Genomic DNA, 15,922 nt, shown 5'->3' with positions numbered 1-15,922 from the left:
TCGTGCCTTGCCAAACCGGCGCATCAGCCAGCTATGCATCCGGTCGCGTCCCCAGCCCCATCGCCTGTCGGGCAAACCAACGTTTGGCCGGTGGCAGCAGGTCGAGGCCGAGCAAGCCGATGTTGCGGCCCAGGGACACCAGCGGCTGGGTACTGCCGAACAGGCGCGTAACCTGATCGGAGAAGCCCACGGTGAGGTTCTGGTCGAGCCGCTGACGTTCGCGATAGGCCTGCAAGGTGGCGAAGTCGCCCAAGGGCTGTTCGCTGGCGAGCAAGGCATCGGCCAGGGCCTGGGCATCGCGCAGGGACAGGTTGAACCCCTGGCCGGCAATCGGATGCAGGCTGTGCGCCGCGTTGCCGAGCACCGCTAGATGCGGGCGCACCTGTTCCTCGGCCTCGACCAGTGTCAGCGGATACAAATGTCGTGCACCGACCTGTTTCAACGTACCGAGGCGATAACCGAAGACGCCCTGCAATTCACTGAGGAAACTGCGCTCATCAAGGGCTGCCAGGCGTTGCGCGTCCATGCCCAGGCGGGTCCAGACCAGTGCACAGCGGTTTTCCGGCAGCGGTAGCAACGCCATCGGGCCTTCGTCGGTGAAACGCTCGAAGGCCATGCCGTTATGGGCCTCGCTCGGGGTGATGTTGGCGATCAGCGCGCTCTGGTTGTACGGACGCTTGCGGATGCCGATCCCCAGTTGCTCGCGCAGGCCAGAGCGGCCGCCATCGGCGAGCACCGCGAGGTCGCACTCAAGGGTGGTTTCATCGTTGAGGGTCAGGCGATAGCCATCGGTCAGCGGCTCCATGCGGGTGACTTCTGCCGGGCAGCGCCAGCTGATCACGTCCTTGTCCAGGCCTTGCCACAGGCATTGGCCGAGCCAAGCGTTTTCAACGACATAACCCAGCGCTGGAACACCCTCTTCCATCGCCGACAACCGCGCCGTCGAGAATCGGCCACGGTCGGAAACATGAATCTGCTTGATCGGTTCGGCGCGGCGCGAGACTTCCTGCCAGACGCCCAGGCGTTGGTAAATCTGCCGCGAACCAAAGGACAGCGCCGAAGAACGGGCATCGTAACTCGGTTGATACGTATCCCCCGGAGCGAACGGCTCGATCAGCACGATCTTCCAGCCTCGGGCCTTGGCGCCGGCCTGCAAGGCCAGCGCCAGACTCGCACCGACCAGCCCGCCACCGATGATTGCCAGGTTGACTCGACTCATGCCGCTTGTGTCCGTGCTTGCGCCATCAGGGTCTCGATTTCGCTGACAGTTTTAGGGACGCCCCCCGTCAATATTTCACAGCCGGTTCTGGTGACCACTACGTCGTCCTCGATGCGCACGCCAATGCCACGCCATTTCTTCGCCACGCTCTGGTTGTCCGGAGCAATGTAGATCCCCGGCTCCACGGTCAACGCCATGCCGACCTCCAGTACGCGCCACTCGCCGCCGACCTTGTATTCGCCGACATCGTGCACATCCATGCCCAGCCAATGGCCGGCGCGGTGCATGTAGAACGCCTTGTAGGCTTCGCTGGCGATCAGTTCGTCAACCTCACCCTGGAGCAACCCCAGCTTGACCAGCCCGGCCGTGATGACCCGGACCGTGGCCTCGTGCGCCTGGTTCCAGTGTTTGTTCGGGGCGATTTCGGCAAAGGCGGCTTCTTGGGAGGCCAGCACCAATTCGTAAATCGCTTTCTGTTCCGCTGAATATTTACCGCTGACCGGAAAGGTCCGGGTGATGTCGCTGGCGTAGCAGTCGATCTCGCACCCGGCGTCGATCAGCACCAGGTCACCGTCCTTGAGCAGCGCGTCATTCTGCTGGTAATGCAGGATGCAGCTGTTGCGCCCCGCCGCGACGATCGACCCGTAGGCCGGCATCTTCGCCCCGCCCTTGCGAAATTCGTAATCGAGCTCGGCTTCCAGGCTGAATTCGTGCAACCCGGCGCGACAGGCCTGCATCGCCCGTACGTGCGCCTGGGCGGAAATCCGCGCCGCCTCGCGCATCACTTTCACTTCTGCCGCCGATTTATACAGGCGCATGTCGTGCAGCAGATGATCCAGGGCAACGAATTCGTTCGGCGGCTGGGCACCGAGGTTCGCCTTGGAGCGGATCACGTTGATCCATTCCATCAGGTGGCGGTCGAATTCGGGGTTGCTGCCCATGGCCGAGTAGACCCGGTCACGGCCTTCGATCAGGCCCGGCAGGATGTCGTCGATATCGGTGATGGGAAAGGCGTCGTCGGCGCCGAAGTCGCGAATCGCGCCTTCCTGCCCGGCACGCAGGCCATCCCACAATTCGCGCTCGGCGTTGCGCTCGCGGCAGAACAGGATGTATTCGCCATGCACGCGCCCCGGCATCAGCACCAATACCGCCTGAGGTTCAGGGAAGCCGCTGAGGTACTGGAAGTCGCTGTCCTGGCGGTAGACGTGCTCGACGTCGCGGTTACGAATGGCCACCGCGGCGGCGGGCAGGATGGCAATGCTGTTGGGTTCCATCTGCGCCATCAGGGCCTTGCGGCGACGGCTGTATTCCGATTTCGGGATGTGGATCATGGGCAGATGGCGTTCCCTGGCAAACGATTAGTGCAGCGACGGTTTGGCGGCGGCCGGCACGTCTTTCCTGGTCTCGGAGAACAGCAGCAGCGGCGCGACGCGCAGGTACTCCATGACTTCCATATAGTCGTTTTCGCCGTCGTCGGACTCTTCCAGCGCGTCTTGCACCTGGGAAATGGCCGCCAGATCCTGCAGCACTTCGGTGGCCTCGGTGCTCAGGGCGCTGCTGTCACGGCAGTTCAGGCCGAAACCGCTGAGGAAACCCTGGCACCATTGGCCCAGGGCGGCGGCACGCTCGGTGAGCGGAGCGTCGTCGGTTGGCAACAGCAGAACGACGGTCACGTCATCGCCGGTGAGCTCGCCCTTTACCATCTCTTGCAGGCCGATCAGGGCGTTGCGAACGTTGTCCTGCGGCTCGCTTTCAAGCAGTTCGGCGGCGTCGATCAGCCAGCCTTCGGCGTCGAAACCGGCGCCGGCGCAACTGCGGCCGAGCAGCAGGCCGTGCAGTTCGGCAGGCGAGACGTTGTGGCCGCTGGAAGTCAGCAGGGTGGCGAAGCCTTGGTACGGGGAATTCTGAATGGTCATGGGCAGCTAGGCGCCAGACGGCGCTATGTCTAGAATGAAGGCCTTGTATCCTACATCGACTACCCCTGTAGGAGCGAGCTTGCTCGCGATGAACCCGAGAACGCCGCGGGTTGTCAGGGACCCAGCGTTATCGTTGGCGACCATCGCGAGCAAGCTCGTTCCTACAGTCCAACACCCATCAGACAGTGAAGACAATGGAAGACACCGACCTGCAAGCGCTGATGGCCAGACTCGAACTGCTGATTACCCGAGTCGAGCAACTAAAGAGTCAAAACGGACTCTTACTAGCTCAGGAAAAGACCTGGCGCGAGGAACGCGCGCATCTCATTGAAAAAAACGAAATCGCCCGGCGTAAGGTCGAGTCGATGATTTCGCGCCTCAAGGCCCTGGAGCAAGACTCATGAGTTCAAGCAATAGCGTCACCGTGCAGATTCTCGACAAAGAGTATTCGATCATCTGCCCTCAGGAAGAGCGCAGCAACCTGGTCAGCGCCGCCCGTTATCTGGACGGCAAGATGCGCGAGATCCGCAGCAGCGGCAAAGTCATCGGCGCCGACCGTATCGCCGTGATGGCTGCGCTGAACATCACCCACGACCTGTTGCACAAGGAAGATCGCCCGGATGTTCAGGTCAGCGGCTCGACCCGCGAGCAGGTTCGCGACCTGCTCGATCGCGTCGATCTGGTTCTCGCGACCGATCCGGACGTCACCAAAGGCTGATTCGCGTCGCCGCTTGCGGTATACTGCCATCACTCCCTGGGGTGTTTGCCAGTTGGCGATGTCCCTGAGCCGATTTGCTATACCCTGGAGGTTGCACGTTGGGCTGGTGTGCATGTCCGCTAGACGGAAAGCCTTAAAGCCTACTGCATCTTCCACCTTGAACTTTCGGGTTCAAGGGCTAAGTCGACAGCGACACATTCGGGGAGCCTGATTCCAGTCCAATGCCGGTTTAAATACCGGCATTGGCGTTTTTGCGGGTACGCTTTGTGTATCCGTCCTGCCGAAGTCCGAATCCATGACCGAACCTGCGCTGCTTCCCCGCCCGCAACTTCGACGCATGCTGCGCAAGGCCCGTCGCGCACTGACACCCAGTCAGCAGCGCCAGGCCGCTCGCGGGCTGTACAAGCAATTGGCCCAGCAACCGCTGTTCCGCCGCGCCCGACATATCTCGCTCTATCTGCCGACCGACGGTGAAATTGATCCGCGCCTGTTGCTGCGTGCCGCACAGCGCCGGGGCAAGGCCACCTATCTGCCGGTGCTGAGTGCCTGGCCGCGAACCAAAATGGTGTTCCAGCGCATCCGGCCAGGGGAAAAACTCAAACCCAACCGCTTCCGCATTCTCGAACCACGGGCCAACCTCGCCCGGCAGCGCAGGATCTGGGCGCTGGACCTGGTGTTGTTGCCATTGGTGGGGTTTGACGATGTTGGCGGACGCCTGGGGATGGGCGGCGGTTTCTACGATCGGAGCCTGGCTTACCTGGCGCGCCGCAATGACTGGCGCAAGCCGACGCTGTTGGGGCTGGCCCATGAGTGTCAAAAGGTGGAGCGATTGGCTCAGGCGAGTTGGGATGTGCCGTTGCAAGGAACGGTGACGGACAAGGCCTGGTATTACGCAGGCTAGGCGCCACTTCGATCAGCGACGCCGGGACAACAGGATCAGCGCTTGAAGGCTGTCGACTGTTGCTGCAATTGGGCGAGCTCGACCGGCGCATCGGTCTTGCTGGCCCACAGGCTTTGGGCATAGCCGGTGGTCACGACGCCAAGGCCAAACAAAATGACCAAAATCCATAGTAAATCCGGTTTGCGTTTCATCGATTGCCCCCCAAAGGCAGATCTACACGATGACAGCAGCGGTTTCCGTTTGTAGGCCGTGCAGCAGCGTCAAGCTTTAAAGGCCGGCATTTTGCGACAACGTGAACCGCTGCGCAAATGCTGACGTCAACCGACTGTCGGTTTGTCATAAAATTGCCGAAAAGCGGCTCAATCACCCCGCAAGGAGCAAAAGACATGGCCTATTGGCTGATGAAATCCGAGCCCGACGAACTCTCGATCAAAGGGCTGGAAAAGTTCGGCAAAGCGCGCTGGGACGGGGTTCGCAACTACCAGGCACGCAACTTCCTGCGGGCCATGGCCGTGGGGGATGAGTTCTTTTTCTATCATTCCAGTTGCCCGGAGCCAGGCATCGCCGGCATCGGCAAGATTGTCGAAGCCGCTTATCCGGACCCGACGGCACTGGAACCTGAAAGTCATTACTACGACCCAAAGGCAACGGCGGAGAAAAACGCCTGGAGCGCGATCGATGTCGTCCATGTCGAGACGTTTGCCCGGGTGCTGAAGCTGGATTACCTGAAGCAGCAGACGGCGCTGGCCGAGTTGCCGCTGGTGCAGAAAGGTTCGCGGCTGTCGGTGATGCCGGTGACGCCGGAGCAGTGGGCGGCGGTGATATCGCTCAAGCCGTAAGGTTCTCGGTGCCCATCCAAATGCCATCGCGGGCAAGCCCGCTCCCACAGTGGCTTCTGGTGCTCACAAAATTTGTGTTCACCGCTAATCCTTGTGGGAGCGGGCTTGCTCGCGAAGAGGCCGGTACAGGCGCCAGAAGCCTTATTGAATGATCAGGTTGTTAAACAAAAGATCCTCAACCACCGGCTTGCCGGTTTCGTCATTCATCACCTGCTGGGTCTGCTTCAGGGCTTCCTGACGCAGCTTTTCCTTGGCTTCGACATTGTTCATCGTCTCGGTGGTCTGCTGGGCGAACAGCGCGACCAATTGATTGCGGATCAAGGGTTCATTGGCCTTCACCGCCTTGGCAGCCTCGTCACCGGTCACCCGCAACGCCACATCGGCCTTGTAGACTTTCAGTTTCGGCGTGCCGTCCAGCCCGTAGTTCCCCACGAAGGGTGGGCTCAGGGTGATGTAACTGACCTTCGGAGCCGTATCTTCTTTGGCTTCTTCGGCCACCGCTGCCACAGGCAGGGACAGGGCCAGCAACAACATGATCCACGCTTTCACAATTCACTCCTTATCCGGTTTGCGGCCTAGCATAACGACCCGCCATGCAAGCACAAGCTTATGGCTGACTATCAGGGCCGGGCATGCTCGTTGACCCTTCGACCCACACACCTACACTTATCGGCCATCACTCCCAAAGGAATAGCCCTGATGAAAGCCGTGCTGTGCAAAGCCTTCGGCCCTGCCGAATCGCTGGTGCTGGAAGACGTCGCCAGTCCTGTCGCGAAGAAGAATGAAATCCTGCTGGACGTGCACGCCGCCGGGGTCAATTTCCCCGACACGCTGATCATCGAGGGCAAGTACCAGTTCAAGCCGCCCTTTCCGTTTTCCCCGGGTGGCGAAGCGGCCGGCGTGGTCCGCGAAGTCGGCGAGAAGGTCAGCCATCTGAAAGTCGGTGACCGGGTCATGGCCCTGACCGGCTGGGGCAGCTTTGCCGAACAGGTCGCCGTACCGGGCTACAACGTGTTGCCGATTCCGCCCTCCATGGACTTCAACACCGCCGCCGCCTTCAGCATGACCTACGGTACCTCGATGCACGCCCTCAAGCAGCGTGGCAACCTGCAACCGGGCGAAACCCTGCTGGTGCTGGGGGCTTCTGGCGGTGTCGGCCTGGCGGCAGTAGAAATCGGCAAAGCCATGGGCGCCCGGGTGATTGCCGCGGCCAGCAGCGCGGAAAAACTCGCCGTGGCCAAGGCCGCCGGTGCCGATGAACTGATCAACTACAGCGAAACCAGCCTCAAGGACGAAATCAAGCGCCTGACCGACGGCCAGGGCGCCGACGTGATCTACGACCCGGTGGGCGGCGACCTGTTCGACCAGGCCATCCGCGCAATCGCCTGGAACGGCCGCCTGCTGGTGGTCGGCTTCGCCAGCGGGCGCATCCCCGAACTGCCGGTCAACCTGGCGCTGCTCAAAGGCGCGGCGGTGCTCGGCGTATTCTGGGGCTCCTTCGCCCAACGCCAACCGCAGGACAACGCGGCGAACTTCCAGCAACTGTTTGGCTGGTTTGCCGAAGGCAAGCTGAAGCCGCTGGTGTCGCAGGTGTATCCACTGGGCAATGCGGCGCAGGCGATCAATGATCTTGGCCAGCGTAAAGCAGTCGGGAAAGTGGTGGTGCAGGTTCGCTGAACCCGGCAAAGGGCCAGGACCTCTGGGTCCAGGCTCTTTCCCTACAGTAACTGGCGGATATCTTCCGGCAAAAACCTTACATACCTGGATCCCGGGCTGTTCGAGCATTGCCTGATAATGTTCGGCACCTTTCTGTTCATATCGGCGATCAATGACAGACGCCGTTCGGTCGGCAGTGTTGCCGTGGAAAACGCGTTCGACAGATAAGCCCGGATGTAATGGAAGGCGGCGGAATCAATCCACTTGTGCTCCGGGGCACGCGCCAATGCCTCATTGAGATCGCGGCATCTCAATGCCTTGAGCCGCTGGTTGAGATGCAGCGGTAGATACACATCGAACCCGAATATCATCGGCGCAATGACTTCCTGCTCCTCAGGCTTGTCACCCTCAACGGTCCATGGCTTGAACCGCCACTGCGCTAAGGCGACCCGGGCCGCCTCGGCGAAATCAGGGTGATCGCTTTGCAAAATGCTCACCTTGCTGACCGAGCCATTGGCATGTGCCACGAACCTGACCCGGACATTACCGGTGATTCCAGCCCGGTGCAGCGCCGGTGGGTAAATCGGCTTGGGGTTGTTTTCCGGTATCAGGAACACCTCACCTGCGTTGCTTGCAACAGACCAGACAAACAGCAGCACCACGAACAAAAACCACCGCATCCTCCTCTCCCTCGCACCTGAAACGCCAAAATTGGCTGTACGGCCAAGGTTAAAGCTCAAGGGTGCTGCACTGAAGGTCACGGCTTCCGGTAGCAGAGAAGGACATTTCCCAAAGAATTGCCCTACCCGGGATGGATCAGCTGCGTAAAGCATGGGTGGGTAATGCTTCCTACAACGCCCTTCACTTTCACCTGAGCGACATGTTCATAAAGGAATGCGCGATATCCAACATTTCCGCTGTTTTGCCGATGAGAACCGGTGCTATTTTCGGTAACGAAACTGTAACATTCGTAACCGCAGTCAAAACAAGAAATCTGGAGCTCTTGAATGTTTGCTTTCTTTCGTCCTGCCGCACATCAGGCTCCATTGCCTGAAGAAAAAATAGACAGCACCTACCGACGCCTGCGCTGGCAGATCTTCGCCGGCATCTTCATTGGCTATGCCGGTTACTACCTGCTGCGCAAGAACTTCTCCCTGGCCATGCCGTACCTGATCGACGAGGGTTACTCCCGCGGTCAGCTGGGTCTGGCGATGTCCGCCATCGCGATTGCCTACGGCCTGTCGAAGTTCCTCATGGGCCTGGTGTCCGACCGGTCCAACCCGCGTTTCTTCCTGCCGTTCGGCCTGTTGGTGTCGGCTGGGGTCATGTTCATTTTCGGTTTCGCGCCCTGGGCAACGTCCAGCGTGACCATGATGTTCATTCTGCTGTTCATCAACGGCTGGGCGCAGGGCATGGGTTGGCCGCCGAGTGGCCGGACCATGGTGCACTGGTGGTCGCAGAAGGAACGTGGCGGCGTGGTGTCGGTGTGGAACGTGGCGCACAACGTCGGTGGCGGCCTGATCGGCCCGCTGTTCCTGATCGGCATGGGCCTGTTCAATGACTGGCATGCAGCGTTCTATGTGCCAGCAGCGGTGGCACTGGCGGTAGCGGTGTTTGCCTTTGTGACCATGCGCGACACCCCGCAATCGGTTGGCCTGCCGCCGATCGAGCAGTACAAGAACGACTATCCGGAAGGCTACGATGCCAGCCACGAAGAGGAATTCAGCGCCAAGGAAATCTTCGTCAAATACGTGCTGCGCAACAAAATGCTCTGGTACATCGCCCTGGCCAACGTCTTTGTCTATCTGCTGCGCTACGGCGTGCTGGACTGGGCACCGACCTACCTCAAGGAAGCCAAGGGCTTCACCGTGGATAAAACCTCGTGGGCATATTTCTTCTACGAGTGGGCAGGCATCCCGGGCACGCTGCTGTGCGGCTGGATGTCGGACAAGATCTTCCGTGGCAACCGCGGCCTGACCGGCATGGTGTTCATGGCGCTGGTGACGGTCGCGACGCTGGTTTACTGGCTCAACCCGGCCGGCAACCCGATGATCGACATGATTGCGCTGCTTTCCATCGGCTTCCTGATCTACGGCCCGGTCATGTTGATCGGCCTGCAGGCGCTGGAACTGGCACCGAAGAAGGCGGCCGGTACGGCGGCGGGCTTTACCGGTCTGTTCGGTTACCTGGGCGGTTCGGTCGCGGCCAGTGCAGCGATGGGCTACACCGTGGACCATTTCGGTTGGGACGGCGGTTTCGTGCTGCTGGTGGGCGCCTGCCTGCTGGCGATGGCCTTCCTGGCCCCGACGCTACGACACAAACAAGTCGCCAGTCAGGGCCGCGAAGCACTCGCTTGATCGGCCTTTGATTTGCAGCGCTTGAGCCGCGCCTCCAGATTCCGGTCTGGCATGGCGTGGCTACGCAGGGCGTGCGCAGTCTGCTCGACATAATCGCGAGTGGTGCCGTAACGCCCGCAAGCGTTTTCGAACACATGGCTCAGCACATGGTCCGGCAGGTTGCCGGCATAGCTGGGCAGATGTCGCTCCAGCACAAACCCCAAGGCCTGAACCTGGCTGCCATCTTCGAGTCGGCAGTTGAGCCAGTGCGGGCGGTAGGAAGGAAATGGCATCTCGCGCTGCCAAAGTGCGTACAGCGAGGCTTCGAGTTGCTCTTCGGGCAAGCGATAGGCGAAACCGCTGCAAGAGCCACCGCGATCCAGGCCGAACACCAGGCCGGGCATTTCCGGAGTGCCGCGATGTTCGTGGGACCACAGGTACAACCCGCGATGGTAGCCATGCACCCGGCCGCGAACCCGTTCAACAGCCGTGCATTCAGGCCGCCAGATCAGCGAGCCGTAGGCAAACAGCCACACCGGCCCACCCTTGTGACGGGCCATGGTCGACTGCATCGAGCTAAGCAATTGTTCGTGGGTGAGCTGCGGCCCCAGATCGAGCCGCGGAGGGTAAGCCAGATTCAAAAAAGCAGATTCGATGGCGCTCATGGCGAATAGCGTTCAGCTCCCCGCGGGTGAAGAATTACTTAATAGAACGCACGGCTGTAACAATAAGGCACATAAGTTTTAAGGCAATTTGAATGCCATGGCACAGTTCTTAATTCAGTGCCTAGATGGAATATAACCTACCGGAATTTATATAAGTTCATAAATACCGATAGGCTATATATCAGGTTATAAACCTATAACCCTGTAGGAGCGAGATTGCTCCGGGCGGCGTTCCGACGATGGACTCAAGAACGCTGCGGGCAGCCTGACTTCCCGCGTAATCGTTAACGACCATCGCGAGCAGGCTCGCTCCTACGGGAGGGTGTAGCATCAGGATCTAGGTGCGTAGGCAAACACGTCGGCGCGCATCTGGTGGGCGTCCATTCCCGCCTCTACCAGCGCATCCAGCGTGCCGTAGACCATGGCCGGAGAACCACTGGCGTAAACGTGCAGTGGCTTGAGGTCCGGGAAATCTTCACAGACCGCTTCATGCAACATGCCGCAGCGCCCTTCCCAACCGCATTGATCGCTGACGACCTTGTGCAGGAACAGGTTGGGCAATTTCAGCCATTCGTTCCAGTGCTCGACTTGATAAAAGTCTTCTGGACGACGCACGCCCCAATACAAATGCACCGGATGCTTGAAACCCGTGGCCCGGCAATGTTCGATCAGACCATGAACCTGACCCATGCCGGTGCCGGCGGCGATCAGCACGAGAGGGCCGTCCGGCAACTCCTCGAGGTGGGTATCGCCAAACGGCAACTCGACCCGCACCATGCTGTTGCGCTGGAGCTGCTCGATCAGGCTCAGCGCACTGGATTCGCGCGCCAGTACGTGGATTTCCAGGTCGCGTCCCGCATGCGGTGCCGAGGCGAGGGAGAAGGCGGACTTTTCGCCGTTCTCGCGCTCGATCATCAGGTACTGCCCGGCGTGGTAGCGCGGCGGTTTGCCGGCCGGAGCCCGCAGACGCACGCGCCAGGTATCGCCGCCCACGTCCTTGCACTCAATGACCTGACACGACACGCTGCGCACCGGCAGTTCTCCCAAGGCGAGCACGCCATCCCACAGCACGATGCAGTCTTCCAGCGGCTCCGCTATGCAAGTGTAGAACTCACCATGATCACGCACATTACCGGCCTGCTCGACCCGACCTTCCACCAGCAGCGCCGCGCACACGTGGCAATTGCCGTTGCGGCAACTTTGCGGGCATTCGTAGCCCAGTCGTCGCGCGCCATCGAGAATCCGCTCGCCGGGCAATATCTCAAGCACTGCTCCGGAGGGCTGCAAGGTTACACGCATCAATCTATTCCTAACTGATTCCAGATGGCATCGATCCGCTGGGTCACCGCATCGTCCTTGACGATGACACGGCCCCACTCACGGGTGGTTTCGCCCGGCCATTTATGCGTGGCATCAAGGCCCATTTTCGACCCCAGGCCGGACACCGGCGAGGCGAAGTCCAGGTAGTCGATCGGCGTGTTGTCGATCATCACCGTGTCGCGCTTGGGGTCCATGCGCGTGGTGATGGCCCAGATCACGTCATTCCAGTCCCGGGCATTGATATCGTCGTCAGTGACGATAACGAACTTGGTGTACATGAACTGTCGCAAAAACGACCAGACACCCAGCATTACCCGCTTGGCATGGCCCGGGTACGACTTTTTCATGGTCACGATGGCCATGCGGTACGAGCAACCTTCGGGTGGCAGGTAGAAATCGGTGATTTCCGGGAACTGCTTCTGCAGGATCGGCACGAACACTTCGTTCAGCGCGACGCCGAGGATCGCCGGCTCATCCGGCGGACGGCCGGTGTAGGTGCTGTGGTAGATCGGCTTGATACGGTGGGTGATGCGCTCGACGGTGAACACCGGGAAGCTGTCGACTTCATTGTAGTAACCGGTGTGGTCGCCGTACGGGCCTTCATCGGCCATCTCGCCCGGATGGATCACGCCTTCAAGGATGATTTCGGCGGTGGCCGGCACTTGCAGGTCGTTGCCGCGGCATTTCACCAGCTCGGTGCGGTTACCGCGCAACAGGCCGGCGAAGGCGTATTCGGAAAGGCTGTCGGGCACCGGGGTCACGGCGCCGAGGATGGTCGCCGGGTCTGCGCCCAATGCAACGGCAACAGGAAAGGGCTGGCCCGGATGTTTTTCGCACCACTCGCGATAATCCAGCGCACCGCCACGGTGGCTCAGCCAGCGCATGATGACTTTATTGCGGCCAATCACCTGCTGACGATAGATACCGAGGTTCTGTCGGTCCTTGTTCGGCCCCTTGGTGACGGTCAGGCCCCAGGTGATCAGCGGCGCGACGTCGCCTGGCCAGCAGGTCTGCACCGGCAACTTCGCGAGGTCAACATCGTCGCCTTCGATGACCACTTCCTGGCAGATCGCGTCTTTGACCACCTTGGGCGCCATCGAGATGATCTTGCGGAAGATCGGCAGCTTGGACCAGGCGTCCTTCAGGCCTTTCGGCGGCTCGGGCTCCTTGAGGAACGCCAGCAGCTTGCCGATCTCGCGCAGTTCGCTGACCGCTTCGGCGCCCATGCCCAGTGCTACGCGCTCAGGCGTACCGAACAGGTTGCCGAGCACCGGAATGTCAAAACCCGTGGGCTTTTCGAAAAGCAGGGCCGGGCCTTTGGCGCGCAAGGTGCGGTCGCAGACCTCGGTCATTTCCAGTACTGGGGACACCGGAACCTGAATGCGCTTGAGTTCGCCGCGCTGTTCCAGCCCGCTGATAAAGTCGCGCAAGTCGCGATACTGCATGCGTAAGCCTCGTGTTTGGCCGTGGCGTTCGGGGCAGGCAGTTTAGCGCCGAACCCTTCGGTTCAGAACCACGAACTGCCACCTGATCAAAAATCGGATAGCAAAAAGCCGGGTTTCCCCGGCTTTTTGTGCCTGCTCGACTTACTTGCGTTTCATCGACAGGAAGAACTCATCGTTGGTCTTGGTCGTTTTCAGCTTGTCGACCAGGAATTCGATGGCAGCCACTTCATCCATCGGATGCAGCAGCTTGCGCAGGATCCACATGCGCTGCAGCTCGTCGTCGGCGGTCAACAACTCTTCGCGGCGGGTGCCGGAACGGTTGATGTTGATGGCCGGGAACACGCGCTTTTCAGCGATGCGGCGATCCAGCGGCAGCTCCATGTTGCCGGTGCCTTTGAATTCCTCGTAGATCACTTCGTCCATCTTCGAGCCGGTTTCAACCAGCGCGGTGGCGATGATGGTCAGCGAGCCGCCTTCTTCGATGTTCCGCGCGGCGCCGAAGAAACGTTTCGGCTTCTCCAGGGCGTGGGCATCGACACCACCGGTCAGTACCTTGCCGGAGCTCGGGATCACGGTGTTGTAGGCACGGGCCAGACGGGTGATGGAGTCGAGCAGGATCACCACGTCTTTCTTGTGCTCGACCAGGCGCTTGGCCTTCTCGATCACCATTTCGGCAACCTGTACGTGGCGGGTTGGCGGCTCGTCGAACGTCGAGGCAACCACTTCGCCGCGCACGGTGCGCTGCATTTCGGTTACTTCTTCCGGACGTTCGTCGATCAGCAGCACGATCAGGTGAACTTCAGGGTTGTTACGCGCGATGTTCGCGGCAATGTTCTGCAGCATGATCGTCTTGCCCGCTTTCGGCGGAGCAACGATCAGACCGCGCTGGCCTTTACCGATCGGGGCGCACAGGTCGATGACACGACCGGTCAAGTCTTCGGTGGAACCGTTACCGGCTTCCATCTTCATGCGCACGGTCGGGAACAGCGGGGTCAAGTTCTCGAAGAGAATCTTGTTTTTCGCGTTTTCCGGACGGTCGAAGTTGATCGTGTCGACCTTGAGCAGCGCGAAATAACGCTCGCCTTCCTTTGGAGGGCGGATCTTGCCAACGATGGTGTCACCGGTGCGCAAGTTGAAACGACGGATCTGGCTCGGCGAGACATAGATATCGTCTGGACCGGCGAGATAGGAGGCGTCAGCGGAGCGCAGGAAGCCGAAGCCGTCCTGGAGAATCTCCAGCACGCCATCACCGGAGATTTCCTCACCGCTTTTCGCGTGCTTCTTGAGCAGGGAGAAAATCACGTCCTGCTTGCGCGAACGGGCCATATTTTCTATGCCCATCTGTTCGGCCAATTCGAGCAGTTCGGTAATCGGCTTTTGCTTGAGTTCAGTCAGATTCATATAGGAATGACGTAATCATTTATGGAGGGGGGAAATTAAGCTTTTGGCTTAATGAGGCCGCGCCGCAGAGAAGGCGACAGGATCGCGTACTTATTCGAAAAGGAGTGCGTCGGCGACGGCTAGCAGGGGGCAATGGAGAAACCAGTGCGGGGCCGAATGTATCACCTGAGTTTGGGAGCGTCTAGCCCTGAATACGCAAAAAGCCCCGCTATTTGCGGGGCTTTTTCAGGACACTTTGCAACAACGCTTAGATGTTGGCGTCGAGGAAGGCAGCCAGTTGCGACTTCGACAGTGCGCCGACCTTGGTCGCTTCAACGTTGCCGTTCTTGAACAGCATCAGGGTCGGGATACCACGCACGCCATGCTTGGCCGGGGTTTCCTGGTTTTCGTCGATGTTCAGTTTGGCGACGGTCAGCTTGCCTTTGTAGGTCTCGGCAATTTCGTCCAGAACAGGAGCGATCATTTTGCAAGGGCCGCACCACTCAGCCCAGTAATCGACCAGTACAGCGCCTTCAGCCTTGAGTACGTCGGCCTCGAAGCTAGCGTCGCTAACGTGTTTGATAAGATCGCTGCTCATGGAATTCTCCAGGGTTGTAAGCAAAAAAACGTGGCCCATCATAGCTGCCCTTCCCTCGTTCAGGAAGGTGCAGTTGATTGAGTCTCGCTATGGTGTTCCATGAGTTTGGGTATAGCCCGGTTCACGCCGTGGCGGGAGCGACAAAGGCGATTCCGGTGCGCAACGCCGCGTTGCGCACGTGCTCGTGCATGGCTTTTTGCGCGGCGCCAGAGGCACGGCGAGCCAGCGCGCGAAGGATCTTGCGGTGCTCCTGCCAGGTTTCCATGGCCCGCTCGGCCCGGATGAACGGTAGTTTCTGGCTTTCCAGGAAGATATCGGCGCTGGCGGTGAGGATACTCAACATTGCCTGATTGCCGCTGGCCAACAGGATGCGCCGGTGGAATTCGAAGTCCAGGCGCGCCGCCGCTTCGAAATCAGCGGCTTTGAGTTCGTTGCGCATGGCGGCAACATTGTCTTCCAGCGCATCGAGTTCCTCGGTGCTCAAGGTCACGGCCGCCAGCCCCGCGGCAAACCCCTCCAGTGCGTAGCGCAACTGGAAGATATCCAGCGGCGAAGCCTGCGCCGCAAACGGCCAGCCCGCTGCGGCCTCGCCTCGCGGCAACTCCACCGGCGCCTGCACGAATACGCCTTTGCCCGGCTGGATGCTGATGAGGCCCAGCGCACTCAGCGACGACAGCGCCTCGCGCAAAGAAGCCCGGCTTACGCCCAGCTGTACCGCCAGGTCTCGTTGCGAGGGCAAGGCATCCCCCGGCCCGAAGCCCTGTTCGGTAATCAGTTTGCGGATGGCTTGCAGCGCCACTTCGGGTACGGCGCGGGAGATCGAGTTCATGGTTTTCCAGACGAACCAGGCCAATGTGCACTCAGTTGTAAAGCTATTCGCGACGCCCGGCAAGTCGTGCCCCATGGGGGTTCGGTGATTTTCCCGATTG

At 60.2% G+C, this 15,922-nt stretch carries 18 protein-coding genes and 1 other RNA gene; 7 read left to right on the top strand and 12 right to left on the bottom strand.

Annotation, left to right across the window (positions count from 1 at the left end; translation table 11 throughout):
- Positions 1–31: 31 nt before the first annotated feature.
- From ubiH to KW841_RS01700, 3 genes are read right to left on the bottom strand one after another with little or no spacing between them, the layout of a single operon-like run.
- Complete coding sequence (gene ubiH, locus KW841_RS01710; protein WP_218473185.1) at positions 32–1,219, bottom strand: 2-octaprenyl-6-methoxyphenyl hydroxylase; 1,188 nt, start codon at positions 1,217–1,219, stop codon at positions 32–34.
- Positions 1,216–2,550, bottom strand: a complete 1,335-nt coding sequence (gene pepP, locus KW841_RS01705; RefSeq protein WP_218473184.1) for a Xaa-Pro aminopeptidase — start codon at positions 2,548–2,550, stop codon at positions 1,216–1,218. The genes ubiH and pepP overlap by 4 nt, the downstream gene beginning before the upstream one ends.
- Before the next feature lie 27 nt (positions 2,551–2,577).
- Positions 2,578–3,135 carry a YecA family protein gene (locus KW841_RS01700; protein ID WP_218473183.1) on the bottom strand — a complete coding sequence of 186 codons (558 nt, stop codon included), beginning with the start codon at positions 3,133–3,135 and terminating at the stop codon, positions 2,578–2,580.
- A gap of 194 nt (positions 3,136–3,329) precedes the next feature.
- Between KW841_RS01700 and KW841_RS01695 the strand changes: the two genes are divergently transcribed.
- The 4 genes from KW841_RS01695 to KW841_RS01680 all read left to right on the top strand — a co-directional run bounded on the left by KW841_RS01695 (position 3,330) and on the right by KW841_RS01680 (position 4,754).
- Complete coding sequence (locus tag KW841_RS01695) at positions 3,330–3,539, top strand: TIGR02449 family protein (protein WP_007982902.1); 210 nt, start codon at positions 3,330–3,332, stop codon at positions 3,537–3,539.
- Positions 3,536–3,853 (top strand): cell division protein ZapA, encoded by a 318-nt coding sequence (locus tag KW841_RS01690; protein WP_007978902.1) that lies wholly within the window; start codon positions 3,536–3,538, stop codon positions 3,851–3,853. Before KW841_RS01695 ends, KW841_RS01690 begins: the two co-directional genes overlap by 4 nt.
- A gap of 30 nt (positions 3,854–3,883) precedes the next feature.
- A non-coding RNA gene (gene ssrS, locus KW841_RS01685) (6S RNA) lies at positions 3,884–4,062 on the top strand.
- Positions 4,063–4,148: 86 nt separating this feature from the next.
- Entirely contained in the window at positions 4,149–4,754 is a 606-nt protein-coding gene (locus KW841_RS01680) for a 5-formyltetrahydrofolate cyclo-ligase (RefSeq protein WP_007978899.1), read from the top strand.
- 35 nt (positions 4,755–4,789) lie between these two features.
- Here the strand turns inward: KW841_RS01680 and KW841_RS01675 are convergent, their stop codons facing one another.
- The gene (locus KW841_RS01675) at positions 4,790–4,945 is read right to left on the bottom strand and encodes a hypothetical protein (protein WP_007978897.1); all 156 of its coding nucleotides are present in this window, start codon (positions 4,943–4,945) and stop codon (positions 4,790–4,792) included.
- Between the two features lie 195 nt (positions 4,946–5,140).
- Between KW841_RS01675 and KW841_RS01670 the strand changes: the two genes are divergently transcribed.
- Positions 5,141–5,593, top strand: coding sequence for an EVE domain-containing protein (locus KW841_RS01670; protein WP_218473182.1), 453 nt, complete (start codon positions 5,141–5,143; stop codon positions 5,591–5,593).
- A 141-nt stretch (positions 5,594–5,734) separates the two neighbouring features.
- Here the strand turns inward: KW841_RS01670 and KW841_RS01665 are convergent, their stop codons facing one another.
- Positions 5,735–6,142: a flagellar basal body-associated protein FliL gene (locus KW841_RS01665; RefSeq protein WP_102699646.1), complete on the bottom strand. Its 408-nt coding sequence runs from the start codon at positions 6,140–6,142 to the stop codon at positions 5,735–5,737.
- A gap of 150 nt (positions 6,143–6,292) precedes the next feature.
- Here KW841_RS01665 and KW841_RS01660 point away from each other — a divergent pair, with 150 nt between their 5' ends.
- Complete coding sequence (locus tag KW841_RS01660) at positions 6,293–7,270, top strand: NADPH:quinone oxidoreductase family protein (protein ID WP_007978892.1); 978 nt, start codon at positions 6,293–6,295, stop codon at positions 7,268–7,270.
- Between the two features lie 41 nt (positions 7,271–7,311).
- On the opposite strand, the gene KW841_RS01655 is transcribed toward KW841_RS01660, so the two are convergent.
- Positions 7,312–7,929, bottom strand: coding sequence for an energy transducer TonB (locus KW841_RS01655; protein ID WP_218473181.1), 618 nt, complete (start codon positions 7,927–7,929; stop codon positions 7,312–7,314).
- Between the two features lie 327 nt (positions 7,930–8,256).
- On the opposite strand from KW841_RS01655, the gene glpT reads away from it, so the two are divergent.
- Positions 8,257–9,606, top strand: coding sequence for a glycerol-3-phosphate transporter (gene glpT, locus KW841_RS01650; RefSeq protein WP_015097309.1), 1,350 nt, complete (start codon positions 8,257–8,259; stop codon positions 9,604–9,606).
- On the opposite strand, the gene KW841_RS01645 is transcribed toward glpT, so the two are convergent.
- The 6 genes from KW841_RS01645 to KW841_RS01620 form a co-directional block, all read right to left on the bottom strand.
- Positions 9,582–10,250 (bottom strand): gamma-glutamylcyclotransferase, encoded by a 669-nt coding sequence (locus KW841_RS01645; protein ID WP_007978886.1) that lies wholly within the window; start codon positions 10,248–10,250, stop codon positions 9,582–9,584. The two genes, glpT and KW841_RS01645, sit on opposite strands and share 25 nt — an antisense overlap.
- Before the next feature lie 330 nt (positions 10,251–10,580).
- Positions 10,581–11,549: a CDP-6-deoxy-delta-3,4-glucoseen reductase gene (locus tag KW841_RS01640; protein WP_218473179.1), complete on the bottom strand. Its 969-nt coding sequence runs from the start codon at positions 11,547–11,549 to the stop codon at positions 10,581–10,583.
- On the bottom strand, positions 11,549–13,015 hold the full coding sequence (ubiD, locus tag KW841_RS01635; RefSeq protein ID WP_104450230.1) for a 4-hydroxy-3-polyprenylbenzoate decarboxylase: 1,467 nt from the start codon (positions 13,013–13,015) through the stop codon (positions 11,549–11,551). The genes KW841_RS01640 and ubiD overlap by 1 nt, the downstream gene beginning before the upstream one ends.
- Positions 13,016–13,156: 141 nt before the next feature.
- A complete protein-coding gene (rho, locus tag KW841_RS01630) occupies positions 13,157–14,416 on the bottom strand; it encodes a transcription termination factor Rho (RefSeq protein ID WP_003206716.1) in 1,260 nt (419 codons plus the stop codon).
- A 247-nt stretch (positions 14,417–14,663) separates the two neighbouring features.
- Positions 14,664–14,993 carry a thioredoxin TrxA gene (gene trxA / locus KW841_RS01625; protein WP_003206727.1) on the bottom strand — a complete coding sequence of 110 codons (330 nt, stop codon included), beginning with the start codon at positions 14,991–14,993 and terminating at the stop codon, positions 14,664–14,666.
- A 121-nt stretch (positions 14,994–15,114) separates the two neighbouring features.
- Positions 15,115–15,822, bottom strand: coding sequence for a FadR/GntR family transcriptional regulator (locus tag KW841_RS01620; RefSeq protein ID WP_218473177.1), 708 nt, complete (start codon positions 15,820–15,822; stop codon positions 15,115–15,117).
- Positions 15,823–15,922 lie beyond the last annotated feature (100 nt).

Origin of the sequence: Pseudomonas sp. PDM28, from assembly GCF_019219115.1 — a bacterium.
GTDB lineage: Bacteria > Pseudomonadota > Gammaproteobacteria > Pseudomonadales > Pseudomonadaceae > Aquipseudomonas > Aquipseudomonas laurylsulfatiphila.
Note: the sequence above shows the minus strand (reverse complement) of the source record. Positions and strands in the feature narration are given on the sequence as shown.

Coding starts and splice junctions, on each gene's coding strand:
- ubiH (WP_218473185.1), bottom strand. CDS start 1,219: ATGAGTCGAGTCAACCTGGCAATCATCGGTGGCGGGCTGGTCGGTGCG.
- pepP (WP_218473184.1), bottom strand. CDS start 2,550: ATGATCCACATCCCGAAATCGGAATACAGCCGTCGCCGCAAGGCCCTG.
- KW841_RS01700 (WP_218473183.1), bottom strand. CDS start 3,135: ATGACCATTCAGAATTCCCCGTACCAAGGCTTCGCCACCCTGCTGACT.
- KW841_RS01695 (WP_007982902.1), top strand. CDS start 3,330: ATGGAAGACACCGACCTGCAAGCGCTGATGGCCAGACTCGAACTGCTG.
- KW841_RS01690 (WP_007978902.1), top strand. CDS start 3,536: ATGAGTTCAAGCAATAGCGTCACCGTGCAGATTCTCGACAAAGAGTAT.
- KW841_RS01680 (WP_007978899.1), top strand. CDS start 4,149: ATGACCGAACCTGCGCTGCTTCCCCGCCCGCAACTTCGACGCATGCTG.
- KW841_RS01675 (WP_007978897.1), bottom strand. CDS start 4,945: ATGAAACGCAAACCGGATTTACTATGGATTTTGGTCATTTTGTTTGGC.
- KW841_RS01670 (WP_218473182.1), top strand. CDS start 5,141: ATGGCCTATTGGCTGATGAAATCCGAGCCCGACGAACTCTCGATCAAA.
- KW841_RS01660 (WP_007978892.1), top strand. CDS start 6,293: ATGAAAGCCGTGCTGTGCAAAGCCTTCGGCCCTGCCGAATCGCTGGTG.
- KW841_RS01655 (WP_218473181.1), bottom strand. CDS start 7,929: ATGCGGTGGTTTTTGTTCGTGGTGCTGCTGTTTGTCTGGTCTGTTGCA.
- glpT (WP_015097309.1), top strand. CDS start 8,257: ATGTTTGCTTTCTTTCGTCCTGCCGCACATCAGGCTCCATTGCCTGAA.
- KW841_RS01645 (WP_007978886.1), bottom strand. CDS start 10,250: ATGAGCGCCATCGAATCTGCTTTTTTGAATCTGGCTTACCCTCCGCGG.
- KW841_RS01640 (WP_218473179.1), bottom strand. CDS start 11,549: ATGCGTGTAACCTTGCAGCCCTCCGGAGCAGTGCTTGAGATATTGCCC.
- ubiD (WP_104450230.1), bottom strand. CDS start 13,015: ATGCAGTATCGCGACTTGCGCGACTTTATCAGCGGGCTGGAACAGCGC.
- rho (WP_003206716.1), bottom strand. CDS start 14,416: ATGAATCTGACTGAACTCAAGCAAAAGCCGATTACCGAACTGCTCGAA.
- trxA (WP_003206727.1), bottom strand. CDS start 14,993: ATGAGCAGCGATCTTATCAAACACGTTAGCGACGCTAGCTTCGAGGCC.
- KW841_RS01620 (WP_218473177.1), bottom strand. CDS start 15,822: ATGAACTCGATCTCCCGCGCCGTACCCGAAGTGGCGCTGCAAGCCATC.